This is a genomic window from Pseudomonas sivasensis, from assembly GCF_013778505.1.
Classification (GTDB): Bacteria; Pseudomonadota; Gammaproteobacteria; order Pseudomonadales; family Pseudomonadaceae; genus Aquipseudomonas; species Aquipseudomonas sivasensis.
Genome location: NZ_JAAOWU010000004.1, coordinates 204,943 through 224,149, shown reverse-complemented (window position 1 = coordinate 224,149; position 19,207 = coordinate 204,943). Strand labels below are relative to the sequence as shown.

General features: G+C 60.5%; 19 protein-coding genes. 10 read left to right on the top strand and 9 right to left on the bottom strand.

The window, feature by feature from the left end:
• Positions 1-63: 63 nt before the first annotated feature.
• Both G9Q84_RS10000 and G9Q84_RS09995 read right to left on the bottom strand, forming a co-directional pair.
• Complete coding sequence (locus tag G9Q84_RS10000; RefSeq protein ID WP_032887826.1) at positions 64-447, bottom strand: YbaN family protein; 384 nt, start codon at positions 445-447, stop codon at positions 64-66.
• A gap of 20 nt (positions 448-467) precedes the next feature.
• Positions 468-1,055 (bottom strand): UPF0149 family protein, encoded by a 588-nt coding sequence (locus G9Q84_RS09995; RefSeq protein ID WP_032887828.1) that lies wholly within the window; start codon positions 1,053-1,055, stop codon positions 468-470.
• Positions 1,056-1,334: 279 nt separating this feature from the next.
• Here G9Q84_RS09995 and recQ point away from each other — a divergent pair, with 279 nt between their 5' ends.
• Positions 1,335-3,461 (top strand): DNA helicase RecQ, encoded by a 2,127-nt coding sequence (recQ, locus tag G9Q84_RS09990; RefSeq protein WP_032887830.1) that lies wholly within the window; start codon positions 1,335-1,337, stop codon positions 3,459-3,461.
• A gap of 121 nt (positions 3,462-3,582) precedes the next feature.
• On the top strand, positions 3,583-4,017 hold the full coding sequence (locus G9Q84_RS09985; RefSeq protein ID WP_032887832.1) for a MarR family transcriptional regulator: 435 nt from the start codon (positions 3,583-3,585) through the stop codon (positions 4,015-4,017).
• A 101-nt stretch (positions 4,018-4,118) separates the two neighbouring features.
• Here G9Q84_RS09985 and G9Q84_RS09980 read toward each other — a convergent pair whose 3' ends face one another.
• Positions 4,119-6,308, bottom strand: a complete 2,190-nt coding sequence (locus G9Q84_RS09980) for a patatin-like phospholipase family protein (protein ID WP_122754437.1) — start codon at positions 6,306-6,308, stop codon at positions 4,119-4,121.
• A gap of 84 nt (positions 6,309-6,392) precedes the next feature.
• On the opposite strand from G9Q84_RS09980, the gene G9Q84_RS09975 reads away from it, so the two are divergent.
• Positions 6,393-6,680, top strand: coding sequence for an Rdx family protein (locus G9Q84_RS09975; protein WP_032888088.1), 288 nt, complete (start codon positions 6,393-6,395; stop codon positions 6,678-6,680).
• A gap of 39 nt (positions 6,681-6,719) precedes the next feature.
• Here the strand turns inward: G9Q84_RS09975 and G9Q84_RS09970 are convergent, their stop codons facing one another.
• The 3 genes from G9Q84_RS09970 to G9Q84_RS09960 all read right to left on the bottom strand — a co-directional run bounded on the left by G9Q84_RS09970 (position 6,720) and on the right by G9Q84_RS09960 (position 8,867).
• The gene (locus G9Q84_RS09970) at positions 6,720-7,001 is read right to left on the bottom strand and encodes a hypothetical protein (RefSeq protein ID WP_095185420.1); all 282 of its coding nucleotides are present in this window, start codon (positions 6,999-7,001) and stop codon (positions 6,720-6,722) included.
• A gap of 132 nt (positions 7,002-7,133) precedes the next feature.
• Positions 7,134-8,018: a DMT family transporter gene (locus tag G9Q84_RS09965; protein WP_032887838.1), complete on the bottom strand. Its 885-nt coding sequence runs from the start codon at positions 8,016-8,018 to the stop codon at positions 7,134-7,136.
• Positions 8,019-8,117: 99 nt separating this feature from the next.
• The gene (locus G9Q84_RS09960; RefSeq protein WP_122754436.1) at positions 8,118-8,867 is read right to left on the bottom strand and encodes an AraC family transcriptional regulator; all 750 of its coding nucleotides are present in this window, start codon (positions 8,865-8,867) and stop codon (positions 8,118-8,120) included.
• 133 nt (positions 8,868-9,000) lie between these two features.
• On the opposite strand from G9Q84_RS09960, the gene G9Q84_RS09955 reads away from it, so the two are divergent.
• Positions 9,001-9,810 carry a UDP-2,3-diacylglucosamine diphosphatase gene (locus G9Q84_RS09955; RefSeq protein WP_053133181.1) on the top strand — a complete coding sequence of 270 codons (810 nt, stop codon included), beginning with the start codon at positions 9,001-9,003 and terminating at the stop codon, positions 9,808-9,810.
• Positions 9,811-9,936: 126 nt separating this feature from the next.
• On the opposite strand, the gene G9Q84_RS09950 is transcribed toward G9Q84_RS09955, so the two are convergent.
• From G9Q84_RS09950 to phhA, 3 genes are all read right to left on the bottom strand, one after another.
• A complete protein-coding gene (locus G9Q84_RS09950) occupies positions 9,937-11,130 on the bottom strand; it encodes an amino acid aminotransferase (protein WP_122754435.1) in 1,194 nt (397 codons plus the stop codon).
• Positions 11,130-11,486, bottom strand: a complete 357-nt coding sequence (locus G9Q84_RS09945) for a 4a-hydroxytetrahydrobiopterin dehydratase (RefSeq protein ID WP_010208721.1) — start codon at positions 11,484-11,486, stop codon at positions 11,130-11,132. Before G9Q84_RS09945 ends, G9Q84_RS09950 begins: the two co-directional genes overlap by 1 nt.
• Before the next feature lie 105 nt (positions 11,487-11,591).
• Entirely contained in the window at positions 11,592-12,383 is a 792-nt protein-coding gene (gene phhA, locus G9Q84_RS09940; protein WP_032887847.1) for a phenylalanine 4-monooxygenase, read from the bottom strand.
• 258 nt (positions 12,384-12,641) lie between these two features.
• On the opposite strand from phhA, the gene G9Q84_RS09935 reads away from it, so the two are divergent.
• The 6 genes from G9Q84_RS09935 (at position 12,642) to flgJ (ending at position 19,207) form a co-directional block, all read left to right on the top strand.
• The gene (locus G9Q84_RS09935; RefSeq protein WP_032887849.1) at positions 12,642-14,204 is read left to right on the top strand and encodes a sigma-54-dependent phenylalanine hydroxylase transcriptional regulator PhhR; all 1,563 of its coding nucleotides are present in this window, start codon (positions 12,642-12,644) and stop codon (positions 14,202-14,204) included.
• A gap of 273 nt (positions 14,205-14,477) precedes the next feature.
• Complete coding sequence (locus G9Q84_RS09930; protein ID WP_032887850.1) at positions 14,478-15,218, top strand: flagellar basal body rod protein FlgF; 741 nt, start codon at positions 14,478-14,480, stop codon at positions 15,216-15,218.
• Positions 15,219-15,280: 62 nt separating this feature from the next.
• Positions 15,281-16,066, top strand: coding sequence for a flagellar basal-body rod protein FlgG (flgG, locus tag G9Q84_RS09925; RefSeq protein ID WP_032887852.1), 786 nt, complete (start codon positions 15,281-15,283; stop codon positions 16,064-16,066).
• Between the two features lie 53 nt (positions 16,067-16,119).
• Entirely contained in the window at positions 16,120-16,815 is a 696-nt protein-coding gene (gene flgH, locus G9Q84_RS09920) for a flagellar basal body L-ring protein FlgH (protein WP_032887854.1), read from the top strand.
• Between the two features lie 27 nt (positions 16,816-16,842).
• Complete coding sequence (locus tag G9Q84_RS09915) at positions 16,843-17,931, top strand: flagellar basal body P-ring protein FlgI (protein ID WP_081797739.1); 1,089 nt, start codon at positions 16,843-16,845, stop codon at positions 17,929-17,931.
• Positions 17,932-17,941: 10 nt separating this feature from the next.
• A complete protein-coding gene (flgJ, locus tag G9Q84_RS09910) occupies positions 17,942-19,207 on the top strand; it encodes a flagellar assembly peptidoglycan hydrolase FlgJ (protein WP_032887857.1) in 1,266 nt (421 codons plus the stop codon).

The window sequence follows — 19,207 nt, the reverse complement described above, 5'->3', positions numbered from 1 at the left end:
TGATGGCTGAGGTTAGTCAGTGTCGACCAAGGTCGTGTGGGATCTAATGTCGCAGGGCGACACTTAGCGCGGTGGCAGGGTTTTCTGGCGCAGGATGTAGATCGTGACGAGTACCGCACTGGTCAGCATGAACCCGCGTGCCCACGGCAGCGGCACCAAGTAGCACGAGAGGCCGATGCTCAGCCACATCAAGCCAATGGCGTAGACCTTACCCTTGAGTGGGATGCCATTGCCGTCCAGATAATCGCGAATCCAGGGGCCCAGGCGCGGATGTTCCACCAGCCACTGGTAGAAACGCGGGGAGCTTCGAGCGAAGCAGGCGGCGGCGAGCAGGAGGAAGGGCGTGGTCGGCAATACCGGTAGGAAAATGCCGATTACCCCCAGCGCTACGCTTAACCAGCCGATGGCTAGCAGCACGTAACGCAGGAGGAGCGAGCGATTGCCCATGGGTGTCACGGGCAAGGGACTCAGTGGTGACGAGGCTTGAGGATCGCCGGTTTTTCGTCAGGGGCGTTGCACAGCAGGTACAGGGCGGTCAGGGCTTCCGGGATCTGTACGATCATGTCGTCCATCAGGTTGGCGTCGGCGGCGATGTCGGAAAACTCAGCTTCTTCTTCAAACAGCCCCGAACCGACCATGATCGGCAGCAGCATTTCGCTGACTTCTTCCTCGGCGGTTTCGAACCAGGCAGCTTCACGCAGGAACACGCCTTCCATGAAACCGATGCACCAGCCGCGCAGGTCGGAGTCGTCCGGATCTTCGCCCAGGTCCAGCTCGCATGGCAGTTCGAATTCCTCATCGGAGGCCAGTTGGCGAGCGATGTGGGCCTTGAGGGCCAGCAGGGTGGATTCGATTTCTTCGCGCTGGGCGTCGTCTGCGTAATGAGGCTCTTCAGCGAATAGCGCGTCAATCCATTCACGGTCGGGAACGACGTCGGAGCAGATCGAAAGGGCGGTCAGGTAGCCGTGGGCGGCCACATAGTCCAGCGCCTCGTCATGCAGCTCATCGGCGTCGAGGAAGGCTTGCAGGCGGGTTAGTTGCTCAGCGAAGGACATTGAAGGACTACCTTGGGAATAAACGATGCTGAATTCTAGGCGTTCTTGCGCGCCCAAGCCAGTCGGCATGCAGATTTGCCCGGTTTTAGAGACGGGCTGCAATTCGTCAGCGGCGCCCTTTGCCGGATGGTGCTCGGGTATACTGCCGCGTTTTGTGATGCCCCAGCAGGCCAAGCGCCAGGTCGAGAAAACTCCACTTACGGATTATTTTCCGTGAGGTCGGATTTTTTCGACCAGCCTGTACAGAGGGATTTCGGCACTATTTTGTTGGAGTTATACATGCTCGATCAGGCTCAACGCGTCCTCAAGGACATCTTCGGCTACGACAGCTTTCGTGGCCGCCAGGGTGCGATCATTGAGCGCGTGGCCAAAGGCGGTGACGCCCTGGTACTGATGCCTACCGGCGGCGGCAAGTCGTTGTGTTTCCAGGTGCCTGCATTGTTGCGCAACGGGCTGGCCGTGGTGGTGTCGCCGTTGATTGCATTGATGGACGACCAAGTGGCGACCCTGGAAGAACTTGGTGTCGCCGCCGCCGCCTTGAATTCCACCCTCAGTGCCGAGCAGCAGCGTGACCTGGCCGCACGCATCAAGCGCGGTGAAGTGAAAATGCTCTACCTGGCCCCCGAACGCCTGGTGCAGCCGCGCATGCTGGCGTTTTTGCAGAGCCTGGAAATTGCCCTGTTCGCCATCGACGAAGCTCACTGTGTATCCCAATGGGGGCACGATTTCCGCCGCGAATATTTGCAGTTGGGTCAACTGGCGGAGCTGTTCCCGGACGTTCCGCGCATCGCCCTGACCGCCACCGCCGACAAGCGCACCCGCGAAGAAATCGTCGAGCGCCTGCACCTGCAGAACGCCGAGCGTTTCCTATCGAGTTTCGACCGACCGAATATTTTCTACCGCATCGTGCCCAAGGAGCAGCCGCGCAAGCAGTTGCTCGCGTTCCTCTCTGAACGGCGCAGCGACGCGGGCATCGTCTATTGCCTGTCGCGCAAGAAGGTCGATGAGGTGGCCGCGTTCCTCTGCGAGCAAGGCTACCCGGCGCTGCCGTACCACGCCGGTCTACCTAATGAAACGCGCTCCGCTCACCAGAAGCGCTTCCTCAACGAGGAAGGCCTGATCATGGTGGCGACCATCGCGTTCGGCATGGGCATCGACAAATCCAACGTGCGTTTTGTCGCCCATATGGACCTGCCAAAATCCCTTGAGGCGTACTACCAGGAGACCGGGCGTGCTGGTCGTGATGGTTTGCCGGCGGATGCGTGGATGGTCTACGGCCTGCAGGACGTGGTGATGCTCAAGCAGATGCTGCAGAACTCCGAAGGCGATGAACGGCACAAGCGCTTGGAGCAGCACAAACTCGACGCCATGCTCTCGTTGTGTGAAGAGACTCGCTGCCGTCGTCAGACCTTGCTGGCGTATTTCGACGAAGACATGCCGGAGCCTTGCGGCCATTGTGATAACTGCATTGATGGCGTGCAGACCTGGGACGCTACCGAGCCCGCACGCCAGGCGTTGTCGACCATCTACCGCACCGGTCAGCGTTACGGTGTGGGCCATCTGGTGGATGTGTTGCTGGGTAAGGACAACGAAAAAGTCCGCAGCTTCGGTCACGAAAAACTCTCGGTCTACGGCGTCGGTAAAGCCCGCGCTGAGGGCGAGTGGCGTTCGCTGTTCCGCCAGATGGTCGCGCGCGGCCTGGTGGATATCGACATTGAAGGCTACGGCGGCCTGCGTCTGAATGACAGTTGCCGCCCGCTGCTCAAGGGCGAGGTCAGCCTGGAACTGCGTCGCGACCTCAAACCGCAAACCACTGCCAAGACCAGCACCAGCCAGGCCAGCCAGCTCGTGCGAGGCGAGGAGCGCGAGCAATGGGAAGCCTTGCGCACCCTGCGGCGCAAATTGGCACAGGAACACAGTGTGCCGCCTTACGTTATTTTTCCCGACTCCACCTTGCTGGAGATGCTGCGCGAGCAGCCCACCACCATGGCCGAGATGGCGCGGGTCAGCGGCGTCGGTGCACGCAAACTGGAGCGCTATGGCCAGGCGTTCCTCGAAGTGCTCGGCGGCCAGGCCGAAGCACCTAAGGAAATCGCCGACATTCGGCACGAGCTGATCAGCCTGGCGCGCGCTGGCATGACGCCGATCCAGATCGCGGGCCAACTGCAATGCTCGGAGAAAAACGTCTACACCCTGCTTGCTGAATCCATTGGCAAGCAGCAGTTGTCCCTGGAGCAGGCCCTTGATTTGCCGGAAGATTTGCTCGGTGAAATCCAGGATGCATTTCTCGACGGAGAAGGCGAACTGCCACCGGTAGCCGAGATTGCGCCACTGTTCACAGGACGTGTTCCAGAGGGTGTTTTGTACTGCGTGCGGGCCGCTTTGCAGTCTGAATTCGAAATTTAGTGTGCCAATTACGACAATGTAACGATTCAGTTCATAGCAACTCTTGCCTAGTGGCATGGCTCATGCTTAGCTGGCTAATAATTAGCCACACTTTATTTTCAGTCTAACCCATGAGTTTTTTATGCCGTTAACCGATCAACACCGATTTGGCATGCAGCTGGCGCAAATGTCCCGAGGTTGGCGCGCCGAGCTAGACCGCCGTTTGGCGGGGCTGGGCTTGTCCCAGGCGCGCTGGCTGGTGCTGCTGCACTTGGCCCGTTTTGAAGAAGCTCCCACTCAGCGTGAGCTGGCGCAAAGCGTTGGCGTAGAAGGGCCGACCCTGGCTCGCTTGCTCGACAGTCTCGAAGGCCAGGGCCTGGTGCAACGCCAGGCAGTGGTTGAAGACCGCCGCGCCAAGCGCATTCTGCTGTGTGACACCGCGCGGCCGCTGATCGAACAGATTGAAACCATCGCCACTGAGTTGCGTCACGAGCTGTTCGTGGGCGTGGATGAAGCGGATTTGAGTGTGTGCATGCGCGTGCACGGGCACATCCTGGCGAATCTGGAAAAGTCCTGAACCCAAGTGCAGTGAAGATCAACGTGTGTGGGGCTAATTGTGGTGAGCGGGGCAAGCCCGTTCACCACAATTAGCCGCTCCAACACTGATTCAGCGTTGTCTCAGAACGTCTGCCCCAGGTTCAGGTACACCGCCTTCTGATTATCATCGTTGAACCCGTAGCTGAAATTCAGCGGCCCCAACGGTGTATCAAACCCCAGAAAAATACTCGCAGCGTTGATATAACCGCTGTCGAACTCATTGTCGTTGTTCCATGCCCGGCCCCGCTCCAGAGACGCGCCCAGGTACAACGGGAAATCCAACGGTAAGTACGAGCGCGGCGTCAGTCGGCGGTAGTACACCGCGCGCATCAGGCTGATGTTCTGCCCGGAAATCGCATCCTGGCGGAAGCCCGACAACTGTCGCGCACCGCCCAGCAGGAAGCTGGAAATCACCACATCGGAATCATCCAGGGTGCGCCCATACCGGCCGCCCAGCACCAGCGTGTCCGGGCCATGGCTCATGGCCTTGTCCAGCTTGAATTCCCATTGTCGATAGCGCTGGTCCGAACCCAGTCCCGGTTCGAACTCGCGGTAGGCCAGGCCGATGTCCTCACCGGTGTGCGGGAAGTACACGTTATCCAGGGTGTCGAAGGAGTACTTCAGTTCATAGAAACCTTCGCTGAAGCTCACACTCGGCAGGTCGCGGTCGCCAATGCGCACATCCGCCTTGCCCCAGGCCTCGCCGACACCGAAGCGGATCTCGCCGCTGTTGCCGATCTGCCGCCCCACGTTCAGGCCGAAACCATAGCGTTCCAGGCGGTATTCGGAGATGGGGTCGTTGTCCAGAATCAGCTCGACGTTCTGCGCCTGGGCGCTGAGATAGGGCGCGATGAAGTAGCGCGAGCCAGCGTCCATCGGTTGATAGAACTCGCTGTACAACTCTTGCCGATCACCGATCTGCACGCGGGTCAGCCACTCGGCACCGAGGCGATTGATGCCGTTCATGCGGTAGCTCGCGCCGAGGTTGAAGGCGCTGTCGCCGCGCATATCGTCCGACAGGTTCAAGCCCAGGCGCAGGTAGTCGGTGCCGCTGCGCTTGCCCCGCGCGCTGATCACCAAGGTGTTGTCGTGGCCTTTTTTCACCACGCGGTATTGCACCTGCTCGAAGTAATCCAGGCCGTACAACGTGCCCATGTCGGTTTGCAGACGGCCAAGCTCCAACGGTTCGCCCAACGGTTGGCGGATGTAGTAGCGGATCACGTCGTCGCTGACTTTCGAATCGTTCTCCAGCTTGATCGCGGTGATCACCGGGGTTCGCTCGCCTGGAGTCCGCGCGGCCACCAATTCGGGGTCAACCGGTTCGGCAGGGCGCAAATGGGCCAGGCGAACGTCAAGGGCGCGGGTGGCACGGTAGCCGGCGTCGATCATGTCTTTGGCGCGGCCGAAATCGGTCACGCCAAAAGCGGACAGTGGCGGCTGGATCAGTACGTCCTTGGGATTGAGGGCCTTGAGCTGTTCTTCTGAGTTGCGCCGGGTCATCAGGGTGATGGACTGGTTGAGCACATCTACCACGGTCGCGAGTTGCTTGCGTGAGCGCAGCGGGGTGCCGATGTCGACCACGATGGCGATGTCCACGCCCATCTCACGCGCCACATCCAATGGGATGTTATCGGTCATGCCGCCATCCACCAGCAGCCGGCCATCCAGCTCTACAGGGGCGAACACCGCCGGGATCGACATACTGGCGCGGATTACCTGGGGCAGGTGGCCCTTGCGGAACACTACTTTTTCGCCGGTGGTGATGTCGGTGGCCACGGCGCGAAAGGGGATCGGCAGCTTGTCGAAATTACGCGTGTCGCTGCTGTGGGCGAACATGCTTTCCAGCAGCAGCGCCAGATTCTGGCCCTGGATCACGCCCAGGGGCAGGCCGAGGCTGCCGTCATCGCGGAAGCTGAGCTTCTGCTTGACCAGGAAGTCCCGGTCATCCTGCTTGCGCCGAAACGGCACGTCTTCACGCGGCGGTGCGTCGGATAACGCCTGCTGCCAGTCGATGCTCAGGGCGAGCTTTTCCAGCTCGTCGATCTTGTAGCCCGAGGCGTATAACCCACCAATCACCGCGCCCATGCTGGTGCCAGCGATGGCGTCGATATGGATGCCCTGTTCTTCCAGGGCCTTGAGCACGCCAATGTGCGCCAGGCCGCGGGCGGCACCGCCGGACAGCACCAGGCCGATTTTCGGTCGGGGTGGTTCAATGGCGTCGGCAAGCAGGGGGACGAGGCACAGAAACAGGCAGGACAGCAGGCGGCGCATCAGGAATCTCAGGGCTGGGCGATAAAGGCCGGTATTATAGCCACTCGATCCTCATCACTCGTCATGCCAGGAACTTGTCAAATGATGTCCGTCAGCAAACCCGAGATCGTTATCACCTATTGCACCCAGTGCCAGTGGCTGCTGCGCGCCGCGTGGTTGGCTCAGGAACTGTTAAGCACCTTTGCCGATGACCTGGGCAAAGTGTCGCTGGAGCCAGCGACTGGCGGCGCATTTCGTATCACCTGCGATGGCGTGCAGCTTTGGGAGCGCAAGGCTGACGGTGGTTTCCCTGAGGCCAAGGTGCTCAAGCAGCGCGTGCGCGATCAGATCGACCCGCAGCGTGACCTGGGGCACAACGACCGTACACAGTGAAGGTCACCGCCATCGGCTGACGGTGACTGATGGAGGCCGCTACTTGGCGGCCATTTTGCTTTTGATGAAGCCCACGACCCACGTCAGCACCAGGCCTCCGACGCCGCCGCCGACAATATTGCTGCCGACCGCCGCCACATCCAGCGCCTCACCGCCCGAAGCGCCCGTCAGTGCCGTCACTATCTGGCCCAGTACAAGCCCGCCGACACCGCCCAGCATGGTATTGAGCCCGGTCCCCAGGCTTTGTTTGGTCATGCCGGCCAAATTGCCGCCGACGGCACCGCTGATGATTTGAACTAGTAAGCTGATAAACATTTCCATGATGTAGCCTCTGCATCGCGTTTAAGGAGTGACTACTCGCTTGCAGCAACTGCAGGGCACACCAAGGCTGTCGTCGAGCGGTCAGTTATCCGTTGAACGACTCCAGACTGTTGCGGATGTTTAAAGTATAGATCAGGTCGTTGCAGTCGGCTGTTTGGCCTGGCTGGCGCTGCCCATCAGCCCTGAGAGCACGATGGCGACGATGATCAGCGCGCCCCCCAGCAGCATGCGCAGCGTCGGGGTTTCGGCGAACAGCAGCCAGGCCGCGGTAATGCCGTAGACCGGCTCCATGGCAAATACCACGGAGGCGGTACGCGCCTTGATTACTGCGAGGCTGGCGACAAACAGGCTGTGGGCCAAGCCTGTGCAGAACACGCCGAGCAGGCCGATCCACAACCAGTCCAGCGCACGCACATCCGCCAACCCCGGCGCGGCCACGGGCAATAGGCACACCGCAACGACCACGTTCTGGCACAGGGCTGCCTGTACGGCAGGAATGCGCCCGGAGCTGGCACGGTTGTTCAGCGACAGTAAAGAGAACAGCAGCCCCGACGCGATGCCCCACAGCAGGCCGCCGGTGGCTTCGCTGGCCAGGTTGAAGTCCGGCGTCACCAGCACCAGGCCAACGGTGACCAGCGCCACCAACACGACTTCATTGGCGCGGATACGCTCGCGGAAGATCAGCCCTTCAAGGATCACGGTAAACGCCGGAAACGCCGTGAACCCGAGCGTGGCGACGGCCACGCCAGCGACTTTGACCGCCATAAAGAACGTCACCCAATGTGCGGCCAGCAACACGCCGCTGACCAGCAGGCGTTTCCAGTCGCGCAGTTCCAGCGTTTTCCAGGGTGCGTTGCTGACGAAGCGCGCAAACACTGCCAGGGCAATCACGGCAAATGCGGCGCGACCGAATACGATAATGGCCGGTGAGGCGGCCGCCAGCTTGCCGAATACGCCGGTAAGGCCAAACATCAGTGCGCCGATATGCAGGGCGCCGAGGGCTGAACGGGGAGTCATTGCGATCCTTGAACCAACGGGAGTGACAGGACCGCAGTCTAGAGGGTGCTACTACGCACGTCTGTCGCGCAGCTCGCGATTTTTAGCGCCAGCCTCGCCCTATGCCGAGCGCCGCAACGCGCCGGGAGAGGCGCCAAACTCGCGCAACATAGCGGCGGCAAAGGCACTTTGCGAGGTGTAGCCGACACGCTCGGCGATTTCACCGATGGGCAATGGCGTTTCGCGCAGCAGGTTCAGGGCCAGTTGCAGGCGACGGCTGCGGATGTAATCCATGGGCGTTTGGCCGCACTCGGTCACAAAGCGCGCATGCAGGCGCGCCACCGACAGGCCGGCAATCCGAGCAAGGTCGGCGACCTGCAGCGGATGGGCGACGTGGCGCTCTATATGCGTATTGAACGCCGCATACGGCAGGCGCCGGCCAGGTACCGGTTGGGCCAGTGAATGATTGAGGCTGGCCAGCAACAGCACCGCGCCCTGTTGCACGATCAGTGGGTCATCCACCGGGCTATGGGCCAGCCATTGCACCAGTTGGTGTTGTCGCGAATCCAACGCCAGGCGCGCCGGTTGATCCAGCAAGCGGCGGCTTGTATCGGCGTGTTCACCCAACGATTGCAGCACCCAATGCTCCGTGGGCACATCCAACACCAGGCAGCGGCTGCCATCGCGACTGCCGCAGGCATGGTGGGCAGAGAAGGGCAGGACCATCACGCTGCTTTCACGCACCTGGCTGCCACGGCCATCGACTTCCAGGTCCAGATGACCGGACAGGCCGAACACCAACTGCGCATGTTCATGGCTATGGGCGATGGGCGCTTCGAGGTAGTGGCGCAGGGTGAGGGTCGGTCTCATCGCGTTCTCCTATGCAGGTCGCCAGTCTACAACGCTTCGCGAACACGGGCGTTGTCATCAGACTGACGCACAGTTGTCATGGGCTATTAATCGCTATGGCGCAAGCTCGCGAAAACAGCGTCGAGTGATGCCCATGACCAGTGCCGAGTTCACCAAGCCCAGCCGCAAGCAACGGGTACGTACCCTGTGGATTTCCGACGTGCACCTGGGCACCCGGGATTGTCAGGCCGAACATTTGTCGCAATTCCTCAAGGGTTACCACGCCGACAAGGTGTACCTGGTGGGCGATATCATTGACGGCTGGAAAATGCGCGGCGGCATGTATTGGCCCCAGGCCCATACCAACGTAATCCGTCGCCTGCTGACCATGGCCAAGCGCGGCACCGAGGTGATCTACGTCACCGGCAACCATGATGAGTTCCTGCGGCGCTATTCCAAGCTGATCCTGGGCAATATCCAGTTGGTCGATGAAGCAGTGCACGTCACCGCCGATGGCCGGCATTTGTTGGTGATCCACGGTGACCAGTTTGATGTGATCACCCGCTATCACCGCTGGCTCGCATTCCTCGGCGACTCTGCCTACGAATTCACCCTCACGTTGAACCGCTGGTTGAACCATTGGCGTGCGCGGTATGGCTACGGCTATTGGTCGTTGTCGGCGTATCTGAAGCACAAGGTCAAAACGGCCGTGAGCTTTATCAGCGATTTCGAAGAAGCCATCGCCCATGAGGTGACCAAACGCGAGTTGCACGGCGTGGTGTGCGGGCATATCCACCATGCGGAGATTCGCAAAGTGGGCGAGGTGGATTACCTCAACTGCGGGGATTGGGTGGAGTCGTGCACGGCATTGATCGAGCACTGGGATGGGAGTATCGAGTTGTATCGGTTGGCGGACGCGCAGGCGAAAGAGGCGCTGCTGAAAGCCGAGATGGTCGCCAGCTGAAGGGTGTACTCGGTCAAAATGTGGGAGGGGGTTTGCCCCCGATGAGGGAGTGTCAGCCAGTACACCTGTCACTGACCCACTGCCATCGGGAGCAAGCCCCCTCCCACATTTTCAGTCCCGGTTTCGTCAGTTGGAGACGTCGGCGATGGCTTCGGCCAGGAGTGTCAGGCGTGTCGCATCAATACCCGCCACGTTGGCTCGCCCCGAACTGACCATATACACGCTGTGCTTTTCCCTCAGTTGCTTGACCTGCTCGGCACTCAAACCGGTATAGGAAAACATCCCGCGTTGTGCGCCGATGTGCGCAAAGCGCTCCGATAAACCATGGGGCGCCAACGCCTCCACCAGTCCGGAACGCAACTGCGCGATCCGCGCACGCATGGCTTCGACTTCCTCGCTCCACTGCTTTTTCAGCTCGGCATCACCGAGGATAGTCGCGACCACTGCCGCACCATGGTCCGGCGGCGTAGACCACAGATTACGCGCGATATTCGCCAGTTGGCTGCGTACATCCGTCAGCTTCTCGGCGTCTGCAGCGCACACGATCAGCGCGCCAACACGGTCGCTGTACAGGCCGAAGTTTTTCGAGCACGAGCTGGTGACCAATACTTCCGGCAACTCTCTGGCAAACAAGCGCACCGCCCAGGCGTCCTGCTCCAGGCCATCGCCGAAGCCCTGGTAGGCGAAGTCGATCAGTGGCAGCAGTTGGCGCTCGCGCACGATCTGCAGCACGTGGCGCCAGTCATCCTGGGACAGGTCGAACCCGGTGGGGTTGTGGCAGCACGCGTGCAGCAGCACCACATCACCTTTTGGCACGGTGGAAAGGGTCGCTAGCATCGCCTCCACATCTAGGCGGTTGTCGGCGCCTACATACGGATAGTGGCTGACCTTGAGCCCGGCCTTGGCAAAGATGCTTTCGTGGATTGGCCAGGTCGGGTTGCTCAGCCACACGCCGCGTCCTGGAAGGTTTTGAGCGATGAAGTCGGCACTGAGGCGCAAAGCACCGGTACCACCCGGGGTTTGCGTGGCGCCGGCCCGGCGTTCACGGATAAGTGCAGAATCGGCACCGAGGACCAGCTCGCTGATCAATGTGCCGAACGCTGCATTGCCGTGGCCGCCGATGTACGTTTTGGTGGTTTGGGTGTCAACCAGGCGCTGTTCGGCGAGCTTCACCGAATGGGGAATCGGCGTCAGGCCCTGATCATCTTTATAGACGCCCACGCCGAGGTCGAACTTGTTCGGGTTGGTGTCCTGGGCATACAGGTCCATCAGCCCGAGGATCGGGTCGCCGGGCACGCGGCCAATGGCATCGAAATGCATTACTTGCGGCCCTCGGCGTCCTTGGCCACTTCGTCGGTGCGGGCGGCCATGATGAAGTCGTTGCGGTGCAGGCCTTTGATGGAGTGGCTCCACCACGTCACGGTGACTTTGCCCCATTCGGTGAGCAGGCCCGGGTGATGGCCTTCGGCTTCGGAGATTTCACCCATGGCGTTGGTAAAGGCCAGGGCGAATTTGAAGTTCTTGAACAGAAAAACCTTTTCCAACTGCATCACGCCGTCGCGGACTTCGATGTTCCAGTCTGGGATCTGCTTGAGCAGCACCGGCAATTCTTCATCGCTGACTTGTGGGGCATCGGCGCGGCAGGCTTCGCAGTGGGCTTGGTTCAAGGTGGTCATGTGGTGGTGTCCTGAATTCGAGTGTTTAAAAACGGTCGTCAGTGGCGTCACCCTAAAGCAACGCGGGGCCAGGGAACAGACTCACCTGGCCTTAAAAGCCACGGTTCATGCGGCCTTGGGTTTTGGCGGGAATTTCGGCGCATGCAACCCAAGCTGCATACCGCGCTCGACCATGCCCATGATGTCTTCCTGCGCGACTTCGAACAGGCGCTTGAGGTTGGGCAGTACGAAATACAGCGGTTGGAGGATGTCGATGCGATACGGCGTGCGCATCGCTTCCAGCGGGTCGAAGGCCTGGTGCTCGGGCTCGTCCGACAGGCAGTACACGCTTTCCTTGGGCGACGACAAAATCCCGCCACCGTAGATGCGCCGACCCTCGGGCGTATCCACCAAGCCGAACTCGATGGTCATCCAGTACAGGCGCGCCAGGTACACCCGTTGCTCCTTGCTGGCCGCCAAGCCGAGCTTGCCGTACGTGTGAGTGAATTCGGCGAACCAGGGGTTGGTCAGCAGTGGGCAGTGGCCAAAGATCTCGTGGAAAATATCCGGCTCTTGCAGGTAGTCCAGTTCTTCACGGGTACGAATAAATGTCGCCACCGGAAATTGCTTGTTAGCGAGCAATTCGAAGAAGGTCTGAAAGGGGATCAGCGCGGGGACCCGGGCCACTTGCCAGCCGGTGGTCTCGGCCAGCACTTTATTGATTTCGCCCAACTGTGGAATGCGGTCCAGGGGCAGGCCAAGTTTGTCGATACCGTCCAGGTATTCCTGGCAAGCGCGGCCTTCGATCACTTTCAACTGGCGCGTGATCAGAGTGTTCCACACCGCGTGTTCTTCCGGCGGGTAGTGGATAAAACCTTGCGCATCGGGCTCGCGGGCCACGTAGTGCGTCTGCTTCATACGGCTCTCCTGCTAGGCATTCGTTCTTGTTATGTCCTGCGATGAACCTATTGATAACCCGCGCGGAGCAGGATTCCATCTGTTTGTGAGCGGATATTGTAGGAAAAAATACCGATTTTCGTAAATTAATCGTTACGCTTGTGTGGTTCATCGCGCCGTTGGGCTGTGAAAAGCACATAAGCTGTCACATAATCTTGACGACTATCTGCGCCCAGCGACAAAAAGACGCGGCGCCTACCCACTTTTTCGGGCCCTTTCATGCGTATCAAAGTGCACTGCCAAAACCGCATCGGCATATTGCGGGACATTCTCAATCTGTTGGTGGAGTACGGCGTCAACGTCGCCAAGGGCGAGGTCGGTGGTGAGCATGGAAATGCCATTTACCTGTTTTGTCCGAACCTGGTGAACATGCAGTTCCAGGCATTACGTCCGCAGTTCGAAGCCATTGCCGGGGTGTTTGGCGTGAAAAGGGTAGGGCTGATGCCCAGCGAGCGCCGGCACATGGAGCTCAATGCCTTGCTCGGTGCGTTGGAGTTTCCGGTGCTGTCCATCGACATGGGCGGCTCCATTGTCGCCGCCAACCGCGCGGCGGCGCAGTTGCTCGGGGTGCGCGTGGACGAAGTTCCGGGTATTCCGCTGTCGCGCTACGCCGAGGACTTCGACTTGCCGGAACTGGTGCGCGCGAGCAAGTCGCGGATCAATGGTCTGCGGGTCAAGGTTAAGGGTGACGTGTTCCTGGCGGACATAGCGCCACTGCAATCCTCCGAGCACGACGACAGCGAGGCCATGGCTGGCGCGGTGCTGACCCTGCACCGCGCCGACCGCGTGGGCGAGCGCATCTACAACGTGCGCAAGCAGGAACTGCGCGGCTTTGACAGCATCTTCCAAAGCTCCAAAGTCATGGCGGCGGTGGTACGTGAAGCCCGGCGCATGGCGCCGTTGGACGCACCGCTATTAATAGAAGGCGAAACCGGCACTGGCAAAGAATTGCTGGCCCGCGCCTGCCACCTGGCCAGCCCCCGTGGGCAATCGCCGCTGATGGCGCTCAATTGTGCTGGTCTGCCGGAGTCGATGGCTGAGACCGAGTTGTTTGGCTATGGCCCCGGCGCGTTCGAAGGCGCGCGGGCCGAAGGCAAGCTCGGGCTGCTGGAGCTGACGGCGGGCGGTACGTTGTTTCTCGATGGCGTGGGGGAAATGAGTGCGCGCTTGCAGGTGAAATTGCTGCGCTTCCTGCAGGATGGTTGCTTCCGTCGGGTGGGCAGTGATGAGGAGGTGTACTTGGATGTGCGGGTGATCTGCGCAACCCAGGTGGATTTGTCCGAACTCTGCGCCCGTGGCGAATTCCGCCAGGACCTTTATCACCGCCTCAACGTGCTGTCGTTGCACATCCCACCACTGCGCGAATGCCTTGATGGGCTGGGGCCGTTGGTTGACCACTTTCTTGACCAGGCCAGCCGTCAGATCGGCTGCCCACTGCCCAAGCTGGCGCCGGCGGCGATGGAGCGACTCAGTCACTACCACTGGCCGGGCAATGTGCGGCAGTTGGAAAACGTGCTGTTCCAGGCCGTGTCGTTGTGCGAGGGCGGGACGGTCAAGGCCGAGCATATTCGCTTGCCGGATTATGGCGTGCGTCAGCCGCTTGGCGATTTTTCCCTGGAGGGTGGGTTGGAGGCGATCGTCGGACGGTTCGAGAAGGCGGTGCTGGAGAGCCTGTATGCCGAGCACCCGAGCAGCCGGCAGTTGGGCAAGCGGCTTGGGGTATCGCACACCACCATAGCCAATAAGTTGCGCGATTACGAAATTCTGAAGGCTGATAAATAACCTGTGTGGTTGGGGGGGCTGCTTCGCAGCCCGGCGTGGGGCAAGCCCGCTCACCACAGCAAGCTCGCTCTCACATTTGATCTACGTCGTTGCCGTAAGCGGCAGTAGTCCGCCGTTTTTTCGACTATCCCCAGTCCTTCAAATCCTGCTGACTCAACGCAAACCCCCGTCCTGCCTGGTCTTTCCCCTTTTTTTAAAAGTTGGTTCGCAAATTGCTTAAGCCTCATCAGTACAGCGGTGGGCGGCAAGCCTGCGTCAGAAAGAGGAAAGAATGTGGACAAGTACCTTTATGTGGCAATGACCGGCGCCAGCCAGAATGCTCTGGCGCAGAAGGCCCATGCCAACAACTTGGCGAACATTTCCACCAACGGCTTTCAACGTGACCTGGAACAGGCGCGTTCGATGCCGGTGTTCGGTGACAGCTTTCCGGCGCGGGCGTTTGCCCTGACCGAACGTCCAGCCACCGACTTCACTCCCGGCGCGATGATCGAAACCGGTCGTGATCTGGACGTGGCGGTCAACGGCGACGGTTGGATGGCGGTGCAAACCCCGGATGGCAGCGAAGCCTATGTGCGCAGCGCCAGCATGAACGTCGATGCGTTGGGCGTGCTGCGCGCCGGTAACGGCATGCCGATCATGGGCAACGGTGGCCCGATTGCCGTGCCGCCCCAGCAGAAGATCGAAGTTGGTTCCGACGGCACCATCAGCATCCGCGCCATGGGCGAAGGCCCACGGGTGATGGCTGAAGTGGACCGGATCAAGCTGGTCCAGCCTGACCTGAAGAATATGAATAAAGGCCTCGATGGCACCATTCACACCAAAGATGGCCAGCCGGCCGTGGCCGATGCGAGTGTCAAGCTGACCTCGGGTTTCCTGCAGGCAAGCAACGTCAATGCCGTGGAAGAAATGACGGCAGTGCTGGCGCTTTCCAAGCAGTTCGAGCTGCACATCAAGATGATGAACAGCGCCAAAGAAGACGACCAGGCCATGACTCGCGTCATGCAGATGAGCTGATCAGCGCTCACTCACTAATTTGCTAAACGGCGCCAACAAACAGGCGCACGAAGGAGAACACCATGCTTCCGGCTCTATGGGTTGCCAAAACAGGTCTGTCCGCCCAGGACACCAACCTGACCACCATTTCCAACAACTTGGCCAACGTGTCGACCACGGGCTTCAAACGTGACCGCGCCGAGTTCCAGGACTTGCTCTATCAGATCAAGCGCCAGCCAGGCGCCCAGTCGACCCAGGACAGCGAATTGCCGTCGGGCCTGCAATTGGGTACCGGTGTGCAAATCGTCGGCACCCAGAAGAACTTCAACGCCGGTAACCTGCAGCAAACCGGCCAGCCGCTCGACATGGCTATCAACGGCAAGGGGTTCTTCCAGATCCTGCAACCGGATGGGACCACTTCGTACACCCGTGACGGCACGTTCCACCTGGACGCCAACGGCCAGATCGTGACGGCCAACGGTTTCGCCCTGGAACCGGCCATCGTCGTGCCGAACAACGCCCAGACCTTCACCGTCGGCAACGACGGCACCGTGTCCATCACCGTGGCCGGTAACCCGGCATCGCAAGTGATCGGCAACCTGCAAACCGCCGACTTCATCAACCCGGCTGGCCTGCAGGCCATGGGTAATAACCTGTTCCTGGAAACCGCCTCCAGCGGCGCGCCGCAAATCGGCACCCCTGGCCTGAACGGTTTCGGCACCACGCTGCAAAGCACCCTGGAAACCTCCAACGTGAGCACCGTTGAAGAGATGGTCAACATGATCACCACTCAGCGCGCCTACGAGATGAACTCCAAGGTGATTTCCACCGCCGACCAGATGCTCTCGTTCGTAACGCAGAATCTGTAATCAAGTCTATGGGGCGCTCTTGAAGGCGCCTGCAACACCGTGAGGTATGGGTCATGAATCGCTATGTTTCCGTTTTGGCATTGAGTGGGATTGCCGTGCTCGCGGGCTGTGTCGCCCCGACGCCCAAACCCAATGACCCGTACTACGCGCCGGTGTTGCCGCGCACGCCGTTGCCGGCGGCGGCCAACAATGGCTCGATCTACCAGGCGGGTTTCGAACAGAACCTGTACAGCGACCGCAAGGCGTTCCGGGTTGGTGACATCATCACCATCACCCTTAACGAGCGGACCCAGGCCAGCAAGAACGCCAACTCGCAGATCGGCAAGACCAGCAAGGCCAGCATTGGCCTGTCCTCGCTGTTCGGCGGTGTGCCGAACACCAATAACCCATTGGGCAGCGGTGACTTGAGCCTCGATGCCGGCTACAGCGGCGACCGTGCTACCAACGGCAAGAGCGCTGCGGCGCAAGGCAACACACTGACCGGTTCGATCACCGTGACCGTGGCCGACGTGTTGCCTAACGGCATCATCGCGGTACGCGGTGAAAAGTGGATGACCCTCAATACCGGTGATGAACTGGTGCGCATCGCCGGCATGGTCCGTGCCGATGACATCGCCACCGACAACACCGTGCCGTCGACACGGATTGCCGATGCACGCATTACCTACTCGGGTACGGGTTCGTTTGCTGATGCGAGCCAGCCGGGTTGGTTCGACCGTTTCTTCCTTAGCCCGCTGTTCCCTTTCTAGGTGGCCACTTTGAAACTCAAACAGCTGATGGCTGCCGCACTCCTGCTTTCGTTAAGCGCTGTCGCCCAGGCCGAGCGCCTGAAAGACATTGCGAGCATCTCCGGCGTGCGTTCCAACCAGTTGATCGGTTACGGCCTGGTAGTGGGGCTCAACGGCACGGGTGACCAGACCACCCAGACTCCGTTCACTCTGCAGACCTTCAACAATATGCTCTCGCAGTTCGGCATCAAGGTGCCGGCGGGCTCGGGTAACGTGCAGCTCAAGAACGTCGCGGCCGTGTCTATCAGTGCCGACTTGCCGGCGTTCTCCAAGCCGGGTCAGGTGGTGGACATCACCGTGGCCTCCATCGGTAACTCGAAAAGCCTGCGCGGCGGCACGCTGCTGATGACGCCGCTTAAAGGTATCGACGGTAACGTCTATGCCATCGCCCAGGGCAACCTGGTGGTGGGTGGGTTTGACGCCGAAGGTCGTGACGGTTCGAAGATTACCGTCAACGTGCCATCGGCCGGTCGCATTCCTGGCGGTGCCACGGTGGAACGTACCGTGCCCAGTGGTTTCAACCAAGGCAACAGCCTGACCCTGAACCTCAACCGTTCCGACTTCACCACCGCCAAGCGCGTGGTCGACAAGATCAACGACATGCTCGGCCCTGGCGTGGCCCAGGCCATCGACGGCGGCTCGATCCGTGTAACTGCGCCGCTGGACCCAAGCCAGCGTGTGGATTACCTGTCGATCCTGGAAAACCTTGAAGTCGACCCAGGCCAGGCGGTGGCCAAAGTCATCATCAACTCGCGCACCGGCACCATCGTGATCGGCCAGAACGTCAAGGTGTCGCCGGCAGCGGTGACCCACGGCAGCCTGACCGTGACCATCACCGAAGACCCGATCGTCAGCCAGCCTGGGCCGTTGTCCAATGGCCAGACGGCGGTAGTGCCGCGCTCGCGGGTCAATGCTCAGCAGGAAGCCAAGCCGATGTTCAAGTTCGGCCCTGGCACCACGTTGGATGAGATTGTCCGCGCGGTGAACCAGGTGGGCGCTGCGCCAGGCGACTTGATGGCAATTCTTGAAGCCCTGAAACAGGCCGGCGCCTTGCAAGCCGACCTGATCGTAATCTGAGGCCGTGGCCATGGATATGCGCAAGAGCGGGATCAGCAGCACGGCGGACTCGGGGTCTTACTCCGACTTGAACCGGCTTAATCAGCTCAAGGTCGGCGACGACAAGAACAGCGAAGGCAATATGCGCAAGGTGGCGCAGGAGTTCGAGTCGCTGTTCTTGAGCGAGATGCTCAAGTCGATGCGCTCGGCCACCGAGGCCCTGGGCAAAGACAACCCGATGAACACGCCTGCGGCCAAGCAATATCAGGAGATGTACGACCAGCAACTGGCGGTGTCGTTGTCCCGTGAGGGCGGTGGTATCGGCCTCGCCGACGTGCTGATGCGCCAGATGCAGAAGAACAAACCGGTGGACGCCGCTGCGGCCACTTTGCAGGGCCCGGCAGCCGCTGAACCGGTTAAGAAAGTCGACGTGCCGACGGAAATTGCCGCCGGCACCCAGGCCCAGGGTCCGCTGGGTCGCTCCAATGGCCAGCGTCCGTTGTGGGCCTACCGCGTGGCAGAGCCCCAGGCCGGTGCCGCTGCTGCCCATAGCAACGATATGGAGCTGATGAACCAGCGCCGGATCGCCTTGCCAAGCAAGCTGACCGATCGCCTGCTCGCCGGCATCGTTCCGAGCACCCAAGTGGCGACCGAGGCCAAGGCCGCGCCGCTGCGTAACAGTGCCTCCGATGACAACGTCGTCAATAGCACCGCTCGCAGTTTTGCGGTGCCCAGCGACCGTATGCAGATCTACAGCCGTGCCGTGGCCCAGCCGCCGCTGGCACCGGCGAAGAAGGCGTTCAGTTCGCAGGACGAATTTGTCGCCACCATGCTGCCGATGGCCAAGGCGGCTGCGGCGCGCATTGGTATCGATCCGAAGTACCTGGTGGCCCAGGCCGCCCTGGAAACCGGTTGGGGCAAATCGGTGATGCGCGCCGAAGATGGCAGCAGCAGTCACAACCTGTTCGGCATCAAGGCCGGCCAGAGTTGGCAGGGCGGTCAGGCGCGTGCGATCACCAGCGAGTTTCGCGATGGCGCGATGGTCAAGGAAACGGCGCAGTTCCGTTCCTACGACTCCTACCAGGACAGCTTCCACGACCTGGTGACATTGCTGCAAAGCAATGATCGCTATAAAGAAGTTGTGAAGTCGGCCGACAACCCGGAACAGTTTGTGCGCGAGTTGCAAAAAGCCGGTTACGCCACCGATCCGGCCTACGCCAGCAAGATTTCGCAGATCGCAAAAACGATGAACAGTTATCAGAATTACGCTGCCGCGGGCGCGACCACTCATTTATAA